Origin of the sequence: Pseudomonas kitaguniensis (genome assembly GCF_049199985.1) — a bacterium.
Lineage (GTDB): Bacteria > Pseudomonadota > Gammaproteobacteria > Pseudomonadales > Pseudomonadaceae > Aquipseudomonas > Aquipseudomonas kitaguniensis.
Genome location: NZ_JBLZPT010000001.1, coordinates 482628 through 499660, shown reverse-complemented (window position 1 = coordinate 499660; position 17033 = coordinate 482628). Strand labels below are relative to the sequence as shown.

12 protein-coding genes are annotated in these 17033 nt (G+C 60.5%); 8 read left to right on the top strand and 4 right to left on the bottom strand.

What is annotated here, in order from left to right; all coding sequences use genetic code 11:
* Positions 1-15: 15 nt before the first annotated feature.
* Positions 16-1353, bottom strand: a complete 1338-nt coding sequence (locus tag ACOZK9_RS02445; protein WP_421555202.1) for a substrate-binding domain-containing protein — start codon at positions 1351-1353, stop codon at positions 16-18.
* Positions 1354-1595: 242 nt separating this feature from the next.
* Positions 1596-2408 (bottom strand): exodeoxyribonuclease III, encoded by an 813-nt coding sequence (gene xthA / locus ACOZK9_RS02440; protein WP_122249932.1) that lies wholly within the window; start codon positions 2406-2408, stop codon positions 1596-1598.
* A 168-nt stretch (positions 2409-2576) separates the two neighbouring features.
* Here xthA and ACOZK9_RS02435 point away from each other — a divergent pair, with 168 nt between their 5' ends.
* From ACOZK9_RS02435 to ACOZK9_RS02405, 7 genes are all read left to right on the top strand, one after another.
* Positions 2577-3227: an N-acetyltransferase gene (locus ACOZK9_RS02435; RefSeq protein ID WP_058415566.1), complete on the top strand. Its 651-nt coding sequence runs from the start codon at positions 2577-2579 to the stop codon at positions 3225-3227.
* Between the two features lie 64 nt (positions 3228-3291).
* A complete protein-coding gene (locus tag ACOZK9_RS02430) occupies positions 3292-5019 on the top strand; it encodes an autotransporter assembly complex protein TamA (protein ID WP_058415565.1) in 1728 nt (575 codons plus the stop codon).
* Positions 5016-8690, top strand: coding sequence for a translocation/assembly module TamB domain-containing protein (locus tag ACOZK9_RS02425; RefSeq protein ID WP_421555201.1), 3675 nt, complete (start codon positions 5016-5018; stop codon positions 8688-8690). Before ACOZK9_RS02430 ends, ACOZK9_RS02425 begins: the two co-directional genes overlap by 4 nt.
* 187 nt (positions 8691-8877) lie before the next feature.
* Complete coding sequence (locus ACOZK9_RS02420; protein ID WP_152748114.1) at positions 8878-9351, top strand: MarR family winged helix-turn-helix transcriptional regulator; 474 nt, start codon at positions 8878-8880, stop codon at positions 9349-9351.
* Positions 9348-10805 (top strand): efflux transporter outer membrane subunit, encoded by a 1458-nt coding sequence (locus ACOZK9_RS02415; RefSeq protein ID WP_421555200.1) that lies wholly within the window; start codon positions 9348-9350, stop codon positions 10803-10805. Before ACOZK9_RS02420 ends, ACOZK9_RS02415 begins: the two co-directional genes overlap by 4 nt.
* A 15-nt stretch (positions 10806-10820) precedes the next feature.
* A complete protein-coding gene (locus tag ACOZK9_RS02410) occupies positions 10821-12035 on the top strand; it encodes an HlyD family secretion protein (protein WP_421555199.1) in 1215 nt (404 codons plus the stop codon).
* A complete protein-coding gene (locus ACOZK9_RS02405) occupies positions 12035-13564 on the top strand; it encodes a DHA2 family efflux MFS transporter permease subunit (protein ID WP_058415560.1) in 1530 nt (509 codons plus the stop codon). Before ACOZK9_RS02410 ends, ACOZK9_RS02405 begins: the two co-directional genes overlap by 1 nt.
* A 259-nt stretch (positions 13565-13823) precedes the next feature.
* Here the strand turns inward: ACOZK9_RS02405 and lpxH are convergent, their stop codons facing one another.
* Both lpxH and ACOZK9_RS02395 read right to left on the bottom strand, forming a co-directional pair.
* Positions 13824-14576: a UDP-2,3-diacylglucosamine diphosphatase gene (lpxH, locus tag ACOZK9_RS02400; protein ID WP_421555198.1), complete on the bottom strand. Its 753-nt coding sequence runs from the start codon at positions 14574-14576 to the stop codon at positions 13824-13826.
* A complete protein-coding gene (locus ACOZK9_RS02395) occupies positions 14573-15076 on the bottom strand; it encodes a peptidylprolyl isomerase (protein ID WP_058415558.1) in 504 nt (167 codons plus the stop codon). The genes lpxH and ACOZK9_RS02395 overlap by 4 nt, the downstream gene beginning before the upstream one ends.
* 256 nt (positions 15077-15332) lie before the next feature.
* Here ACOZK9_RS02395 and ACOZK9_RS02390 point away from each other — a divergent pair, with 256 nt between their 5' ends.
* Positions 15333-17033 (top strand): glutamine--tRNA ligase/YqeY domain fusion protein, encoded by a 1701-nt coding sequence (locus ACOZK9_RS02390; RefSeq protein WP_058415557.1) that lies wholly within the window; start codon positions 15333-15335, stop codon positions 17031-17033.

Genomic DNA, 17033 nt, shown 5'->3' with positions numbered 1-17033 from the left:
GCTCGCCACAACGGTTTAGTACACCCAAACCTCCACCCGCCGATTCTTGATCCGGCCTTCGTCCGCCGTATTCGCGGCGACCGGCATCTGCGCGCCGAACCCCCGAATATCGCGCAGCACCACAGCGTTTTTAACCAACTCGCGCCGCACCGCCATCGCCCGCAACTTCGACAACAACGCCGCACGCTGCGGGTCGTCCTTGGCATCGCCAAACCCCACCAGCGTCACCTGCTTGTCGAGCTTGCCGTGGCTTCTCAGATAAGCCACCACCCGTTGCAAATCCTGGCGCGCCTTATTGTCCAGGCTGGCACTGCCTTCCTCAAAGCGAAAATTCACGGTCAAGCGCTGCGCGTCACGTGCGATCGCTTGGTAGTCCTCGGGCATTGAAGGGCGCGGCTCCACGCCAATCGCCTGCACGTGCTGCGCGATAAACCCGTTGGCGGCCACAATCGCCTGGCCCTTGCGGCTCTGGGTAAAGTCCACCAGCGCCTTGGCCCACAGGTTGTGACTTGACGGCGGCAGGTAGAAGAACAGCCGTCGTGACAGCGGGTAATCCTCGGTGGCGATCAGGCTATTCAGCGGCAGCATCGGTTGCGAGTCGCCGTCGACAATCGCCACCGCCTTGGCCTGGCGAACATAGGGCAGGCCGATAAAACCGATGCCGTGCGGGTCATGGCTCACAGCATCGGACAATGCCTCGCTGGACTCGAAACGCTTGGCTGAGGCCGCGAGGGGCTTGCCGCGTCGGCTCAGTACCAGCTCCTTGAAAGTGTCGTAGGTGCCGGATTGATCATCGCGTGCATACAGCTGAATCGGCCCGCCGACACCGCCCAACGCCTCCCACGTGCTGACCTCACCGTTGAAGATCTGCGCCAGTTGCTCGGTGTTCAGGGTGTTCAACGGGTTGCGCGGGTTGAGGATGATTGCCAGCCCGTCGATGGCGATGACTTGTTCGGCCTCGGGGCTCTTAAGGTCGCCGAGGGGTTCGAGGTCCACCAGCTCGCTGTCCTTGATCGGGCGGGATGCGGCGGCCAAGTCGGCAGTGGCATTTTTCAGCGCGGTAAACCCGGTGCTGGAGCCGTGGGCGGCGACGTCGATGGTGACGGTTTTGCCCTGGCGAGTTGTGCCGATCACGCGCTGTTCATTGGCGCCCTCGGCGGGTTCGCTGTGCACGCCCTGTAAACCCTGATGTTCCATCAACCCCTTGGCCAGGGCAGGGCCGAGTGCTGCGCCAATGGTGTTGGAGCCCTGGATGCGTAACGCCGGGCCTTGATCGGGAACGGGCAGGGGCGCAGCAGCGGCGCAGGGCGGCAAGGCGCAGCAAATTGCCAGGAACAGAACGCGCAGCATCATGCCGGCACCTTCTCAAGCCAAAGGGAGTGCCGGGAGATTAAGTCAGTTGCATTTCAGTGATGTGACTGAGGCATAACAAATCGGGTTGTTTTGGATCAAAAGCGCTTTTCTGTGGGAGCGGGCTTGCTCGCGATGGCCTCAACCCGGTATGCCTGATGGTCCGAGGTGCCTGCATCGCGAGCAAGCCCGCTCCCACAAAAGCGCGGCTCGCCGTTACCCAAGCTACACACCCAACTCGATGGTCAGCTCAATTCCAGCCAGATCGGCGCATGGTCAGACGGCTTCTCCAAGCCGCGCAAATCGTAATCCACGCCCGCGTCCTTGACCCTCGGCAGCAAGCCGTTGGACGCCAGGATCACGTCAATCCGCAGCCCGCGCTTGGGCTCGTCTTCAAAACCACGGCTGCGGTAGTCGAACCAACTGAAGCGGTCGCTCACCTGCGGGTTGAGGTGACGGAAGCTGTCCACCAGGCCCCAGTTTTTCAGGCGCGCCATCCACTCGCGTTCTTCCGGCAAAAAACTGCACTTGCCGGTTTTCAGCCAGCGCTTGGCGTTGTCGGCGCCGATGCCGATGTCGATGTCTTCCGGCGAAATATTCACGTCGCCCATCACCACCAACGGCTGGTCATTGCTGAACTGGCTTTCCAGCAATTGTTGCAAATCTTCGTAGAAGCGCTGCTTGGCCGGGAACTTGGTGGGGTGGTCGCGGCTTTCGCCTTGAGGGAAATAGCCGTTCATCACCGTCACCGGGTTGCCGTGCTCATCGGCAAAGGTGCCCCAGATAAAGCGGCGCTGGGCGTCTTCTGCATCGCTGGCAAAACCTTTGTGCACGCTCAGCGCTTCTTTGCGCGAAAGCATGGCCACGCCGTAGTGGCCTTTTTGCCCGTGGTAATACACGTGATAACCCAGCGCTTGCACGTCGGCCAACGGGAACTGGTCATCGTGAACCTTGGTTTCCTGCAGGCCAATCACGTCCGGTTGATGTTTTTCAATCAGCGCCGCCAGCTGATGGGGGCGGGCGCGCAGCCCGTTGATATTGAAGGAGACGATTTTCATGGTCGGCAGTCCAGTCTGGCAAAACGTCGATGCTAGCCGACAAGTCAAACGGGGGCCAGCATGGCGGCAGACGGGATGCACTGCTAATGTCTGGGAACGACTTGCGCCGTACAAGTTCGTACCCATAAGAACGCCATCTTTTGAGTGGCGCCCAAAGAGATTGATTGTATGCCTGAGACTTCGACTGCCGTTGCCGAAATTCGCCTGCTTAACAGCGGCTATTCCCGCGAGGCGCGCTCACTGCTGTACCAGGCCTACCGGCATGATCCGACCTTCGCCTACCTCTTTGAAGCCGAACACCCGGGTTATGAGCAACGCGTACGCGCTACCGTGCGCGAACTGGTCAAGCAGCACTTTTTTCAAAAACTGCCCGCCATCGGTTTGTTCGTCAATGATCGGCTGATCGGCATCGCTTTAATCGCGCCACCGCAGCGTCGCCTGGGCATTACCGAGAGTTGGGCCTGGCAAATCCGCATGTGGCTGAGCACCGGCGTACGCGGCACGCGGCGTTATCTGGACTACCACCACGCGGTGCTGGCATGCGTGCCTGACGCGTCGGTGCACAGGCTGCCGCTGTTGGGTATTCATCCGCAATTTCAGGGCGAACACTATGGCGAGCAGCTACTCACCGCCGTGCACAATTGGTGCGCCGAAGACCCGCACTCATCCGGTGTAGTGCTCGATACCGGCAATTCACGCTACCTGGACTTCTGCAAACGCCAGGGCTATGAGGAAATCGGCGAAGTTGCTGTAGGACCTATCCTGGAGCATGTGTTTTTCCATCCCAATCCTCAGGTATTACCGGCTGCAAAGGCTTAACGCTGAATTTTTCAGAATTGTCTGAGTTCTAAGTTTCTCTCCAGCTCGTGTAGCATTCGCGCCTATGAAGTTTCCAGGAAGATTTACCAGCGGCTTGATTCTGCTGTTCACAAGCTGCGGCGCATTGGCGCAAAGCGAATTGGACGTGCGCATCAAGCCTTCAAACGACGCGTTGAAAGCCAACATTGAAGGCTATATCGGCGGGGTAGGCGATCGCGATGAAGAAGCCCTGCTGCGCTTCAGCCGTGGCGCCGAAGAGCAGGCGCGCAAGGCGGCGCAGGCCTTGGGTTTCTATCAGCCGCAAATCGCCAGTGAGGTCAAGGGCGGCAAGAACCCGCGCCTGATCCTGACCATCGATCCCGGCGAGCCGGTGCATTTGCGCAACGTGACCATTCGGGTCGACGGCCAGGCCGCGAGCCTCAAGGCTTTTCGCCTGCCCGACAGCGACGACCTTGTCTCCGGCGCCGTGCTCAACCATGGCCGTTACGAAGATGCCAAGCGTCTGATTCAGAACCAGGCCTCGCGTTACGGCTTTTTCAATGGGCGCTTTACCCGCCAGAAGCTTTCAGTTGACCCGCAAGCCGGCGTTGCCGACATCGAACTTGTTTACGACAGCGGCCCACGCTACACCATGGGCAAGGTCAGCTTTACCGGCGACACGCCGTTTGACGAAGACCTGCTGCAACGCATGGTGCCGTTCAAAAGTGGCACGCCCTACGATTCCGAATTGATCGCCGAACTCAATCAAAACCTGCAAACCAGCGGCTTTTTCGAGGGCGTACGCGTAGACGCCGCCCCCGCCGCTGCGGCCAACGATGTGATTCCGGTGGCCGTGCAACTCGAAACCCGCAAGCCACGCACCATGGGCCTGGGCCTCGGTTATTCGACCGACGTTGGCCCGCGCGGCAAAGCCAACTGGACCCGCCACTGGGTCAACCCCCAAGGCCACAGTTATGGCTGGGAAGCCGAACTCTCGGCGCCGCGACAGAACGTTGGCCTGTGGTACGACGTGCCGCTGGACCCACCGCTCACCGATAAGCTGCGCTTCGCCGGCGGCTACCAGAATGAAGAAATCGCCAATACCGACGCGCTGAGTAAATTGCTCACCCTCGGGCCGGAATGGCACAGCAAATTGCCCAGCGGTTGGACACGGGTGATCTCGCTCAAATACCAGCGCGAAGAGTATCGGCTGGGCAATGACTCAGGCCTGAGTAACCTGGTGATGCCGGGGATCAATTATTCCTACCTGCGCAGCGACAACCGCATCGACCCGCACAATGGCTATCGCCTGATGTTCGATGCCAAGGTCGCCAAGGAAGGCCTCGGCTCCGACACCAACCTGATTTACGGCACGGCCACCATCAAGGGCTTGACCACCTTGTGGGATAACCACCGTTTTCTGGGCCGTGCACAGTTCGGCGGCAGCGCCACCAATGGTTACCAGTCCGTGCCGCCGTCACTGCGCTTCTTTGCCGGTGGTGACCAAAGTGTGCGCGGTTATGAGTATCAGACCCTGTCGCCAGAGAACGACCGCGGTGACCGCATCGGTGGGCGTTACATGGTTGCGCTGAGCGCCGAGTACCAATATTCAATCGCCGAAAAATGGCGCATCGCGACGTTTATCGACCAGGGTAACTCCTTCAATAACCTTGACATGCCCAGCCTTAAAACCGGTGTCGGCGTCGGCGTACGCTGGGTCTCCCCGGTGGGGCCGATTCGCCTCGACCTGGCGCATGCGCTGGAAGATCCGGGCGGCATTCGTTTGCACTTTTCGATGGGGCCTGAGCTGTGATACGTGGTTTGAAAATAGCCGGGCTGGCCATCGTGGCTGTGCTCGCCGTGCTGCTGTTGGTGCTGTGGGCCGTGCTCGGTACGCAGGCTGGCAGCCGCTGGGCCTTGGGCCAAGTGCCGGGTTTAAGCGTGGAGAATTTCCAGGGCCATTTGGGTGGCCGGTGGAGCGCCGATCATCTGCTGTGGCAGCAAGGCAGCAGCCGGGTCGAGCTGAATGCGCCAACGCTTGAATGGTCGCCGGCGTGCCTGCTGCGCATGACCGTGTGCATCAATCAGTTGGAGGTGGAACAGGTCACCCTGCAATTTCCACCGAGCACCGAAGAAAGCAGCGGGCCGCTGAAACTGCCGGACCTTAAACTGCCGGTGGCGATCCAGTTAGGCGACGTTCGCGTCGGTAGCCTGCTGTTTAATGGCAGCGAACAACTCAAGGGCTTGCAACTGGCGGCGCACTGGACGGCTGCGGGTATGCAGATCGACTCGGTGCACCTGCAACGCGACGATTTGGTGCTGGACCTCAGCGGCTTGCTGCAACCGAGCGGCGATTGGCCGTTGACGGCGACCGGCAACCTGAGCCTGCCATACGCTCCCGGCGGCGCGCCCTGGAAAGTCGCCCTCAAGGTCGACGGCGACCTGCTCAACACCCTCAAACTCGACGCCGACAGCAGCGGCTACTTGCCCGCCAAGCTCAGCGGCGAGCTGCAACCGCTGGTAGAAAACCTGCCCGCGCAACTGCACATCACCGCCGATGGCTTCAAGCCCAGCGCCGATTTACCCGACACCCTGCAACTGAACCAATTGGACCTCACCGCCAAGGGCGACCTGAGCAATGGCTATCAACTGTTGGGCAAGGCCGTGTTACCCGCCGAAAAAGGCCCGGTAGAGTTGCTATTGCAAGGCAAGGTCGACGCCAAGGGCGCGCAGATCGCAGGCCTGGACCTGAATGCCGGCGACAACCAGCGCCTCACACTCAGCGCGCAACTGGACTGGCAGCAAGGCTTCAGTGCCGACGCCAAAATCGATTGGCTGGATTTCCCCTGGCATCGCCTCTATCCATTAATTGACGAGCCGCAAGTCGCGTTGCGCACCTTTAACGGTGAGGTTTCCTACAAAGACGGCAACTACCTCGGCAACCTCAACGCCCACCTCGACGGCCCGGCCGGCACGTTCACGGTGGTCACGCCGTTCAGCGGCGACCTCAAACAAATCTTCCTGCCTGAGCTGAAACTGACCGCTGGTCAAGGTAAGGCCGAAGGCCATTTGAACCTGCAATTTGCCGACGGCATTGCCTGGGACACCGCCTTGGACCTCTCGGCGCTGAACCCGGCGTACTGGGTTGGCGAATTGCCCGGCACCCTCGCTGGCCCGCTGCGCAGCAAGGGCGAGTTCAAAAATCAACAGCTCACGCTGAATGCCGACCTCGACCTCAAGGGCCGCTTGCGCGGGCAAACTGCCGTGCTGGCGGCCAAAGCTGAAGGCGCGGGCGAGCAATGGACCCTGGGCAACCTGGATATTCGCTTGGGCGACAACCGCATCTACGGCAGTGGCAGCTTGCAGCAACGCCTGGCCGGGAAGATCGACATCAAGCTGGCGCGGCTGGCTCAGCTGTGGCCGCAACTGCGCGGGCAAATCAATGGACGGGTCGATGTGGCCGGTACGTTGAAGGCGCCGCAAGGCACACTCAGCCTCAAAGGTCAGCAACTGGCGTTTGCCGACAACCAGTTGCAAAACCTCAGCCTCGACGCCGCGCTCGACAATGCCCAGCGCGCGAAGATCGACCTGAAAGGCAGCGGTATCCAGGCCGGCGATACCCAACTGGGTACCTTGACCGCCAACGCTCAAGGCGACATCAAGCGTCAGCAAGTGCAGCTAAACCTGGCTGGCCCGCTGGTCAAACTGGCGCTGGGCGCCGATGGCAACCTCGACCAAGGCAACTGGCGCGGGCGCCTGGCCAGTGGTGATGTGCAAGCCGGTGGCCAGGACTGGAAGCTGCAGGCTCCGGCGAAAATTGAACGGCTGGCTGACGGCAAACTGACCTTTGCCGCGCACTGCTGGGTCTCAGGCACCGCCAGCTTGTGTGGTGAGGACCAGCGGCTGATGCCCGAGCCGAAGTTGCGTTACCACCTCAAGCAATTCCCCATCGACAGCTTGGCGGCATGGTTGCCCAAAGACTTCGCGTGGCAAGGCAAACTCAACGCCGACGTGCAGCTCGACCTGCCCGACAGTGGCCCTAAAGGCGTGGTCTCGGTGGATGCCGGCGGCGGTACCTTACGCGTCAAAGACAAGGACCAGTGGCTGGATTTCCCCTACGACACGTTGAAGCTGGAAGCCACCCTGAACCCCAAGCGCATCGACACCCTGCTTAATTTTCGCGGCGGCAAGCTCGGCGAATTGCGCGTGCAGGCGCAGATCAACCCGCTGCCGAAAGACAAGCCGATCAGCGGCGATTTCAGCCTCAACGGCCTCGACCTCGCCGTCGCGCGGCCATTTGTGCCGATGGTCGATAAGCTCAACGGCAGGCTCAACGGCAGCGGTCGCATCTCCGGTGGCTTGCTGGCGCCGCAGGTCAACGGCAGCGTGAACCTGGTCGGCGGCGAGGTCTCCGGGCCTGAATTGCCGATGAGTCTGGAAGGCTTGAATGTGCAGGCGTTGATCGCCGGTGAAAGCGTGCAATTGAACGGCGTCTGGCACAGTGGCAAAGCCGGGCAGGGCAGCCTCAAGGGGCAGATCGACTGGGGCCAGGCGCTGGTCGTGGATTTGAGCCTGCAAGGCTCGCAACTGCCGGTCACGGTAGAGCCGTATGCCGTGCTGGAAGTGGCGCCCGACCTGAAAATCAGCCTGAAGAACGACAAATTGGCGATTGCCGGCAAGGTCCAGATCCCGCGCGGTGACATCACCGTGCGCGAACTGCCGCCGTCGACGGTCAAGGTCTCGGATGACACGGTGATCGTCGGCAGCCAGACCGAAGAGGGCAAGCCGCCGATGGCCATGGCCATGGATATCGACGTGGTGGTGGGCGAAGACACCCTCAACTTCGCAGGCTTCGGCCTGACCGCCAAAGTGCAGGGCCATGTGCACATCGGCGACAACCTCGACACCCGTGGCGAGCTGTGGCTCAACGACGGGCGTTATCGCGCCTACGGCCAGCGCCTGGATGTGCGCCGTGCGCGGCTGCTGTTTGCCGGCCCGCTCGACCAGCCTTACCTGGATATTGAAGCGGTGCGCAAAACCGACGACGTCACTGCCGGTATCCGCCTGAGCGGCAGCGCTGAACAGCCGACCACGCAGATCTTTTCGGAACCGGCCATGAGCCAGGAGCAGGCGCTGTCTTACCTGGTGCTTGGCCGTCCGCTGAGCACCAGCGGTGAAGACAACAACGTACTTGCCCAAGCGGCGTTGGGCCTTGGCCTGATGGGCAGCTCCGGGGTGACGTCGGATATTGCAGCCAAGCTGGGCCTGCGCGATTTCGACCTCGACACGCAAGGCAGCGGCACCACCACGGCGGTGGTGGCCAGCGGCAAGATTACCGACAAGCTCAGCCTGCGTTATGGGGTCGGCGTGTTTGAGCCGGCCAGCACCATCGCGTTGCGTTATCTGTTGAGCAAGAAGGTGTACCTGGAAGTGGCCAGTGGTGTGGCCAGTTCGCTGGATATTTTCTACAAACGCGATTTCTAAATAGGGACGCGGCATGTTGTGGCGAGCGGGCTTGCTCGCCACACAAGCCCGCCCCCTATTTAACTGCCTTCCAACCCTCCCGTCGTAAAATTAGCAAGCTAGCTAATTATTTTCTTTCACATTCGCTGCCTAAGCAGTAACATCTCGTCACACATTCACTGCCTAGGCAGTAATAAGGTGGCTTTCGATGAAACACTTCACCCCTGACAGCCTTCGCAACTGCCATCTCGGGCTGCTGCTGGGCCGTGCGGCGCTGCTCAAGGACCGCATTATCGACACCCATATGGAGCCGCACGGCGTGACTGCCGCGCAGTTCAAGGTGTTGATCATCATTGCCCAGTTTGACATCAACACGCCCGCCGAGCTGTGCCGCAACTTGTCGCTGGACAGCGGTTCCATGACCCGCATGCTCGATCGCCTGGAGCAAAAGGGCCTGCTGGCGCGCAAGCGTTCCGAGCAGGATCGGCGTCAGGTACAGCTGGTACTCACCGAAGACGGCCAGCGCCTGGCCGACATGCTGCCGAACATCGGTGCCCAGTCGATGAACGAGCTGGCCGGTGCACTGGAGCCCGGCGAATTACAGACGCTGGAAGCCATCCTCACGAAAATTCTGGTAGCTGCCGGTGACGCCATCGTCATCCAGCGGGTAGGTAAACAATGAACACACGTAACCTTTGCCTGGTGCTGGTGGCCATGAGCGTTGCCGGTTGCGCCAACTTCGGCGGCCTCGATACTCAAGGCAAACGCCTCGACGCCAATACCCTGCAAACCGGTAAATCGCTCAGCGGCGTAACCCTGTCGAGTGCCGCCTGGCCGAGCGCCGACTGGTGGAAAAGCCTCGGCGACCCGCAGCTCGATGGGCTGATCCAGGAACCATTGCAAAACAGCCCCGACATGCAAGTGGCCAGTGCCCGTGCGCATCAGGCCGAAGCCGCCGCCTATGCCGCGAATGCCGAGCGCATGCCGAGCCTGGACGCCAGCGGCGGCGTCAGCCGTTCGCGCTTGGCCAAGGACCAGGACCCGCGAGGGCAGGGCGATGCCTACGCGACCGTGCGTAACATCGGCGCCAGTTTCAATTACAACTTCGACCTGTGGGGTGGCCAGCGGGCCGCGTGGGAAGCTGCCTTGGGCCAGGCGCGCGCCGCCGAGGTCGATCAGCAAACCGCGCGGCTGACCCTGGCCGCCAACGTGGCCAAGGCTTACAGCGATTTGGGCGAGGCGCATATCGTGCGTGACCTGGCCAATGACGACCTTAAACGCACGCGTCAGATGCTTGACCTGAGCAAGCGCCGCCTCAGCTCCGGCATCGACAGCCAGTACCAGTACCAGCAAACCGAAAGCCTCGAAGCCAGCTCCCAGTCGCAACTGATCGACGCGGAAAAACAACTGCAAAGCGCCAAGATCGCGCTGGCGGTATTGCTCGGTAAAGGCCCCGACCGCGGCGGTGAACTGAAGCGTCCAAATGTGCTGCAGCCCAGCGCGGTTGCGGTGCCTTCGGTACTGCCCGCCGAGCTGCTGGGCCGACGCCCGGACCTGATCGCCGCGCGCTGGCGTGTCGAGGCGGCGAGCAAGAACATCGCCGCGAGCAAAACCCGCTTCTACCCTAACCTCAACCTGAGCGCGAGCGCCGGGGCCGAGTCGTTGTTGGGGGATGCAATGTTTGGTTCGGCCAGCCGTTTCTTCAGCATTGCGCCGACGATCTCGTTGCCGATCTTCGATGGTGGCCGCCTGCGCGCCGACCTTGATGCGCGCGACGCGGACTACGACTTGGCCGTGGCGCAGTACAACAAAACCCTGGTGCAAGCCTTGGGCGATATTGGTAACGGCCTGGTGCAGTTGCGCGAAACCGGTCGGCAGATCCAGGCGCAACAACATGCTGCAGACATTGCCCAGCAGTCCTACGACACCGGTGTTCAGCGTTACAGCTCTGGCATCGGCAATTACCTGGACGTGCTCAGCATTGAGCAGCAATTGCTGCAGGCCCAGCGCCAACTCGCGAGTCTGAATGCCGCGCAGATAGATCTTTCGATTCAACTCATGCAAGCCCTGGGTGGCGGATTTAACGCCGATAACGTGGCCGCGACCACGACCAGCCCCGCCACCCGCACGGAATAATTTGAGGTATTTGTAATGGCCACTGCCGACAGCAATAACGCAACAGAGCAACCTGAAGAGCAACCCAAAACAGACAGCAACCCACGCAAACGCAAAATTATGCTGATTGGCCTGGCGCTGGTCGTGATGCTCGCCGCTGCCGCCGTGTGGGGCTGGTATGAGCTTTACGGGCGCTTCTACGAAAGCACCGACGATGCCTACGTGAATGGCAACGTGGTGGAAATCACCCCGCTGGTCACCGGCACCGTGGTCAGCATTGGCGCTGACGATGGCGACCTGGTCCACGAAGGCCAGGTGCTGATCAAGTTCGACCCGAATGATGCCGCTGTTGGCCTGCAAAGTGCCCAGGCCAACCTGGCTCGCACCGTGCGCCAGGTGCGCGGCTTGTACAGCAACGTCGATGGCATGAAAGCCCAGGTCAACGCCCAGAAAGCCGACGTGCAAACCGCCCAGGACAACTTCAATCGGCGTAAAACCCTGGCTCAGGGCGGCGCAATTTCCCAAGAAGAATTGTCGCATGCACGCGACAGCCTGACGGCGGCCAAGAACGCATTGACCAACCTTGAGCAACAGCTGAAAACCAGCAATGCGTTGGTCGACGACACGGTGATTTCGTCCCACCCGGATGTGCAAACCGCCGCCGCGCAATTGCGCCAGGCGTACCTCGCCAATGCGCGTAGCACCTTGATCGCGCCGGTCACCGGCTACGTGGCCAAGCGTACCGTGCAACTGGGCCAGCGTGTGCAGCCGGGCACGGCGCTGATGGCGGTGATCCCGCTGAACCAGCTGTGGATCGACGCCAACTTCAAGGAAACCCAGCTGCGCGACATGCGGATCGGCCAGCCCGTGGACATCGAGTCGGATATCTACGGCAGCGACGTTAAGTTCAGCGGCACCGTCGACAGCCTTGGCGCCGGTACCGGCAGTGCCTTTGCGCTGCTGCCGGCGCAGAACGCCACGGGTAACTGGATCAAGATTGTGCAACGCGTACCGGTGCGCATCCATATCAACCCAGAAGAACTGGCCAAACACCCGCTGCGTGTGGGCTTGAGCACCTTGGTCAGCGTCGACCTGCACGACCAGAGCGGCCCGGTACTGGCGCAACAGCCGCCGCAAAAAGCCACGTTCACCACCAATGTGTATGAGCGCCAATTGGGCGAAGCCGACGCCATGATCAATCAGTTGATCCATGACAACAGCCTCGCCGCGCCCAAGGCTGCGCAACGCTAATGGACAGTAAGGCCTCTTTCACGCCGCCGAGCCTGCTGATGGCCACTATTGGCCTGTCGCTGGCGACTTTCATGCAGGTGCTCGACACCACCATCGCCAACGTGGCGTTGCCGACTATTTCCGGCAACCTGGGCGTGAGTTCGGAGCAAGGCACTTGGGTGATCACCTCATTTGCGGTGAGCAACGCCATTGCCTTGCCACTGACCGGCTGGTTAGCCCGGCGTTTTGGCGAAGTGAAGCTGTTTTTGTGGGCGACCCTGCTGTTTGTGGTGGCCTCGTTTCTCTGTGGTATTTCCACCTCGATGCCGGAGCTGATCGGTTTTCGGGTGCTGCAAGGCTTGGTCGCGGGGCCGTTGTACCCGATGAGCCAGACCTTGCTGATCGCGGTGTACCCGCCAGCGAGGCGCGGCATGGCCCTGGCGTTATTGGCGATGGTCACGGTGGTGGCGCCGATTGCCGGCCCCATCCTCGGCGGCTGGATCACCGACAGCTATAGCTGGCCGTGGATCTTCTTTATCAACGTGCCGATCGGCGTCTTCGCGGTAATGGTGGTGCGTTCGCAATTGAAGAAACGCCCCGTGGTCACCAGTTACCAGCCGATGGACTATGTCGGTCTGCTCAGCCTGATCGTCGGCGTCGGCGCCTTGCAGATTATCCTCGACAAGGGCAACGACCTGGACTGGTTCGAGTCCAACTTCATCATCATCGGCGCGGCAATCTCGGCGATTGCCCTGGCGGTGTTTGTGATCTGGGAAATGACCGATAAACACCCGGTGGTTAACCTGCGGCTATTCGCTTACCGTAACTTTCGCATCGGCACCGTGGTGCTGGTGCTGGGGTATGCGGGCTTTTTCGGTATCAACCTGATCCTGCCGCAATGGCTGCAAACGCAGATGGGTTACACCGCGACGTGGGCGGGCCTGGCGGTCGCACCGATCGGGATTCTGCCGGTGTTGATGTCGCCGTTTGTGGGCAAATATGCGCACAAGTTCGACCTGCGTCTGCTGGCGGGCCTGGCGTTTCTGGCGATTGGCTTGAGCTGCTTTATGCGGGCTGGGTTCACCAATGAAGTGGACTTCCAGCACATCGCCATGGTGCAGCTGTTCATGGGCATCGGTGTGGCGCTGTTCTTTATGCCGACCCTGACCATCCTGATGTCCGACTTGCCGCCCAGCCAGATTGCCGATGGCGCAGGTCTTGCGACCTTCTTGCGTACGCTGGGCGGTAGCTTCGCGGCGTCGCTGACGACCTGGATCTGGATTCGCCGAGCAAACCAGCACCATGCGTACATGAGCGAGAACATCACCACCTATGACTCGGCGACCCGCGACGCGCTGAATGCGTTGGGCGGGGCAGGGCACACGGCGTATGCGCAACTGGACCAGATTCTCAGCAGCCAGGCGTACATGATGTCTACCGTGGATTACTTCACGTTGCTGGGGTGGATGTTTATGGGCTTGATGCTGTTGGTGTGGCTGGCGAAGCCGCCATTTGGGGCCAAGGCAGGGCCGGAGGCTTCCGGGCACTAACGGCTTTACTCGATGGGTGGTTGAAGCCGATCAAAGGCGGGTTTGCAGGCACAGCAGACATGCTTTTTTTGCTTTGTGTGGGATGGGGCTTGCTCCCGATAGCAGTTTTACAGTTGATACATGAGTTGACTGACACACCGCTATCGGGAGCAAGCCCCCTCCCACAGTTTGACCTCATTAAACCTAAATAAATTTTAATAGCAAAAACAAAAGGTTATTTGTAGTTTGATAAGCGCGGGCTTGGCAGATCGGGTCGGCACTACACAGCGCCAGGCAGCGCCAACTGCGGGTTCACAAACTCAAACGCCGCCAGCTGAAACCCTTGCTCATCCACTTGCAGCGCCCAGCCCTGCTTGTCCCAGTCACCCAGCACAATGCGCTTGGCCGCCTGCTCGCCAATCTGCAACTTATGAATGGCCGGGCGGTGCGTATGGCCGTGCACCAGCGTGCGCACGCCAAATTGCTGCATCACCCGCGGTACTTCCTCGGGCGTTACATCAACAATGTCGTTGGCTTTCATGCGCACCTGCGCGCGGCTTTCACTGCGGAGCTTGCGCGCCAGTCTGTGCCGGGTACGCAGCGGCAAGTGACGCAGGATAAACAGCAGCAGCGGGTTACGCAGGATGCGCCGCAGTTTCATATAACCCACATCGCGGGTGCAGAGGCTGTCGCCGTGCATCAACAGCACAGGCTCGCCGTATAACTGCACGACACTCGGGTCCTTGAGCAAGGTAGCACCTGCAGCTTTGCAGAACGCCTTGCCGATCAGGAAATCCCGGTTGCCATGCATGATAAAAATCGGGGTGCCGCTGTCGCTCAGCTCGCGCAACGCCTGGCTGATGGAACGCTGGAAAGGCGTCATCCCATCGTCGCCGATCCAGGCTTCAAAGAAGTCCCCCAGAATGTACAACGCCTGGGCGCCTCGGGCGCGGCCGTGGAGTAGATCCAGAAACGCCCGGGTGATGTCCGGGCGCTCCTCTTCCAGATGCAAATCTGAAATCAGCAATATCACCCAACGATCTCGGCTTTCTCGATGATTACGTCTTCTGCCGGGACATCCTGGTGGCCGGACTTGGACGTGGTGGACACGCCTTTGATTTTGTCGACAACGTCTGTGCCTTCGGTCACTTTACCGAACACGGCATAACCCCAACCCTGCACGTTCTTGCCGCTGTGGTTGAGGAAAGCGTTGTCGGCCACGTTGATGAAGAACTGTGCGGAGGCCGAATGCGGCTCCATGGTACGGGCCATGGCGACGGTGTATTTCTCGTTGGAAAGGCCGTTGTCCGCTTCGTTCTGAATGCTTGGGCGCTTGTCTTTCTTTTCTTTCATGCCTGGCTCAAAACCGCCGCCCTGGACCATGAAGTTAGGAATGACGCGGTGGAAAACAGTGTTTTCGTAGTGGCCGGCATTCACGTATTCGATGAAGTTGGCGACGGTGATCGGCGCTTTCTCGGCGTTCAGCTCGATGACGATGTCACCGTGGTTGGTGGTCAGTTTGACTTGAGTCATGTTCACTACTCTTTTCAGGGAATTCGTGGGTTTGGACGCCAGGGCGCCGCACCTGTTTGGCTAAACGTAGGCCAAGTCGCGCAGTTTAGCGTGCCCGACAGGAATTTCGAGGTGGTTTTTTACCGCCGATGCATTAAATGCAGCAGTTTTTGGCCTCGCTCTGTCAGCGGCTTGACCGCTTCGGCTATGATAAGCCCTTTGTTTTATCGGCCCCCACCTCTGGTCTGGCCAAGTACTTCGTCTGTTCAAGGATCCTATGAGCAAGCCCACTGTCGACCCTACCTCGAATGCCAAGGCCGGACCTGCCGTCCCGGTCAATTTCCTGCGCCCGATCATCCAGGCGGACCTGGATTCGGGCAAGCACACGCAGATCGTCACCCGTTTCCCGCCAGAGCCTAACGGCTACCTGCACATCGGTCACGCCAAGTCGATCTGTGTGAACTTCGGCCTGGCCCAGGAGTTCGGTGGCGTTACGCACCTGCGTTTCGACGACACCAACCCGGCCAAGGAAGACCAGGAATACATCGACGCCATCGAAAGCGACATCAAGTGGCTGGGTTTTGAATGGTCCGGTGAAGTGCGCTATGCGTCCAAATATTTTGACCAGTTGTTCGACTGGGCCGTCGAGCTGATCAAGGCCGGCAAGGCCTACGTCGACGACCTGAGCCCGGAGCAAGCCAAGGAATACCGTGGCACGCTGACCGAGCCAGGTAAAAACAGCCCGTTCCGCGACCGTTCGGTTGAAGAGAACCTCGACTGGTTCGCCCGCATGCGCGCCGGTGAGTTCGCCGATGGCGCCCGTGTGCTGCGTGCCAAGATCGACATGGCCTCGCCGAACATGAACCTGCGCGACCCGATCATGTACCGCATCCGCCATGCTCACCACCACCAGACCGGTGACAAGTGGTGCATTTACCCGAACTACGATTTCACCCACGGTCAGTCGGACGCCATTGAAGGCATCACCCACTCGATCTGCACCCTGGAGTTCGAAAGCCATCGCCCGCTGTATGAATGGTTCCTCGACAGCCTGCCGGTACCGGCGCACCCGCGCCAGTACGAGTTCAGCCGCCTCAACCTGAACTACACCATCACCAGCAAGCGCAAGCTCAAGCAACTGGTTGATGAAAAACACGTGCATGGCTGGGACGACCCGCGCATGTCGACGCTGTCGGGCTTCCGCCGTCGTGGCTACACCCCGGCGTCGATCCGCAACTTCTGCGACATGGTCGGCACCAACCGTTCCGACGGCGTGGTTGACTTCGGCATGCTCGAATTCAGCATCCGCCAGGACCTCGACGCGAACGCTCCGCGCGCCATGTGCGTGCTGCGCCCGTTGAAGGTGGTGATCACCAATTATCCGGAAGACCAGGTCGAGAACCTCGAACTGCCGCGTCATCCGCAGAAAGAAGAACTCGGCGTGCGCAAGCTGCCGTTCGCCCGTGAAATCTACATCGACCGCGATGACTTCATGGAAGAACCGCCAAAGGGCTACAAGCGCCTGGAGCCGAACGGCGAAGTGCGCCTGCGCGGCAGTTACGTGATCCGTGCCGACGAAGCCATCAAGGACGCCGACGGCAACATCGTCGAGCTGCGCTGCTCGTACGACCCGGACACCCTGGGCAAGAACCCGGAAGGCCGCAAGGTCAAGGGCGTGGTCCACTGGGTGCCGGCCGCTGCCAGCATCGAATGCGAAGTGCGCTTGTACGATCGCCTGTTCCGTTCGCCGAACCCGGAGAAGGCCGAAGACAGCGCCAGTTTCCTCGACAACATCAACCCTGACTCCCTGCAAGTACTCACGGGTTGTCGCGCCGAGCCATCGTTGGCCGACGCACAGCCGGAAGACCGTTTTCAGTTCGAGCGCGAAGGTTACTTCTGCGCAGATATCAAGGACTCCAAACCTGGTGCTCCGGTATTCAACCGTACCGTGACCTTGCGTGATTCGTGGGGCCAGTGA

What these genes read in the sequence shown, in the direction of transcription:
- ACOZK9_RS02420 (WP_152748114.1), top strand. Translation starts at nt 8,878, where the DNA reads ATGAAACACTTCACCCCTGACAGCCTTCGCAACTGCCATCTCGGGCTG.
- xthA (WP_122249932.1), bottom strand. Translation starts at nt 2,408, where the DNA reads ATGAAAATCGTCTCCTTCAATATCAACGGGCTGCGCGCCCGCCCCCAT.
- ACOZK9_RS02435 (WP_058415566.1), top strand. Translation starts at nt 2,577, where the DNA reads ATGCCTGAGACTTCGACTGCCGTTGCCGAAATTCGCCTGCTTAACAGC.
- ACOZK9_RS02395 (WP_058415558.1), bottom strand. Translation starts at nt 15,076, where the DNA reads ATGACTCAAGTCAAACTGACCACCAACCACGGTGACATCGTCATCGAG.
- ACOZK9_RS02415 (WP_421555200.1), top strand. Translation starts at nt 9,348, where the DNA reads ATGAACACACGTAACCTTTGCCTGGTGCTGGTGGCCATGAGCGTTGCC.
- ACOZK9_RS02405 (WP_058415560.1), top strand. Translation starts at nt 12,035, where the DNA reads ATGGACAGTAAGGCCTCTTTCACGCCGCCGAGCCTGCTGATGGCCACT.
- ACOZK9_RS02430 (WP_058415565.1), top strand. Translation starts at nt 3,292, where the DNA reads ATGAAGTTTCCAGGAAGATTTACCAGCGGCTTGATTCTGCTGTTCACA.
- ACOZK9_RS02410 (WP_421555199.1), top strand. Translation starts at nt 10,821, where the DNA reads ATGGCCACTGCCGACAGCAATAACGCAACAGAGCAACCTGAAGAGCAA.
- ACOZK9_RS02445 (WP_421555202.1), bottom strand. Translation starts at nt 1,353, where the DNA reads ATGATGCTGCGCGTTCTGTTCCTGGCAATTTGCTGCGCCTTGCCGCCC.
- ACOZK9_RS02390 (WP_058415557.1), top strand. Translation starts at nt 15,333, where the DNA reads ATGAGCAAGCCCACTGTCGACCCTACCTCGAATGCCAAGGCCGGACCT.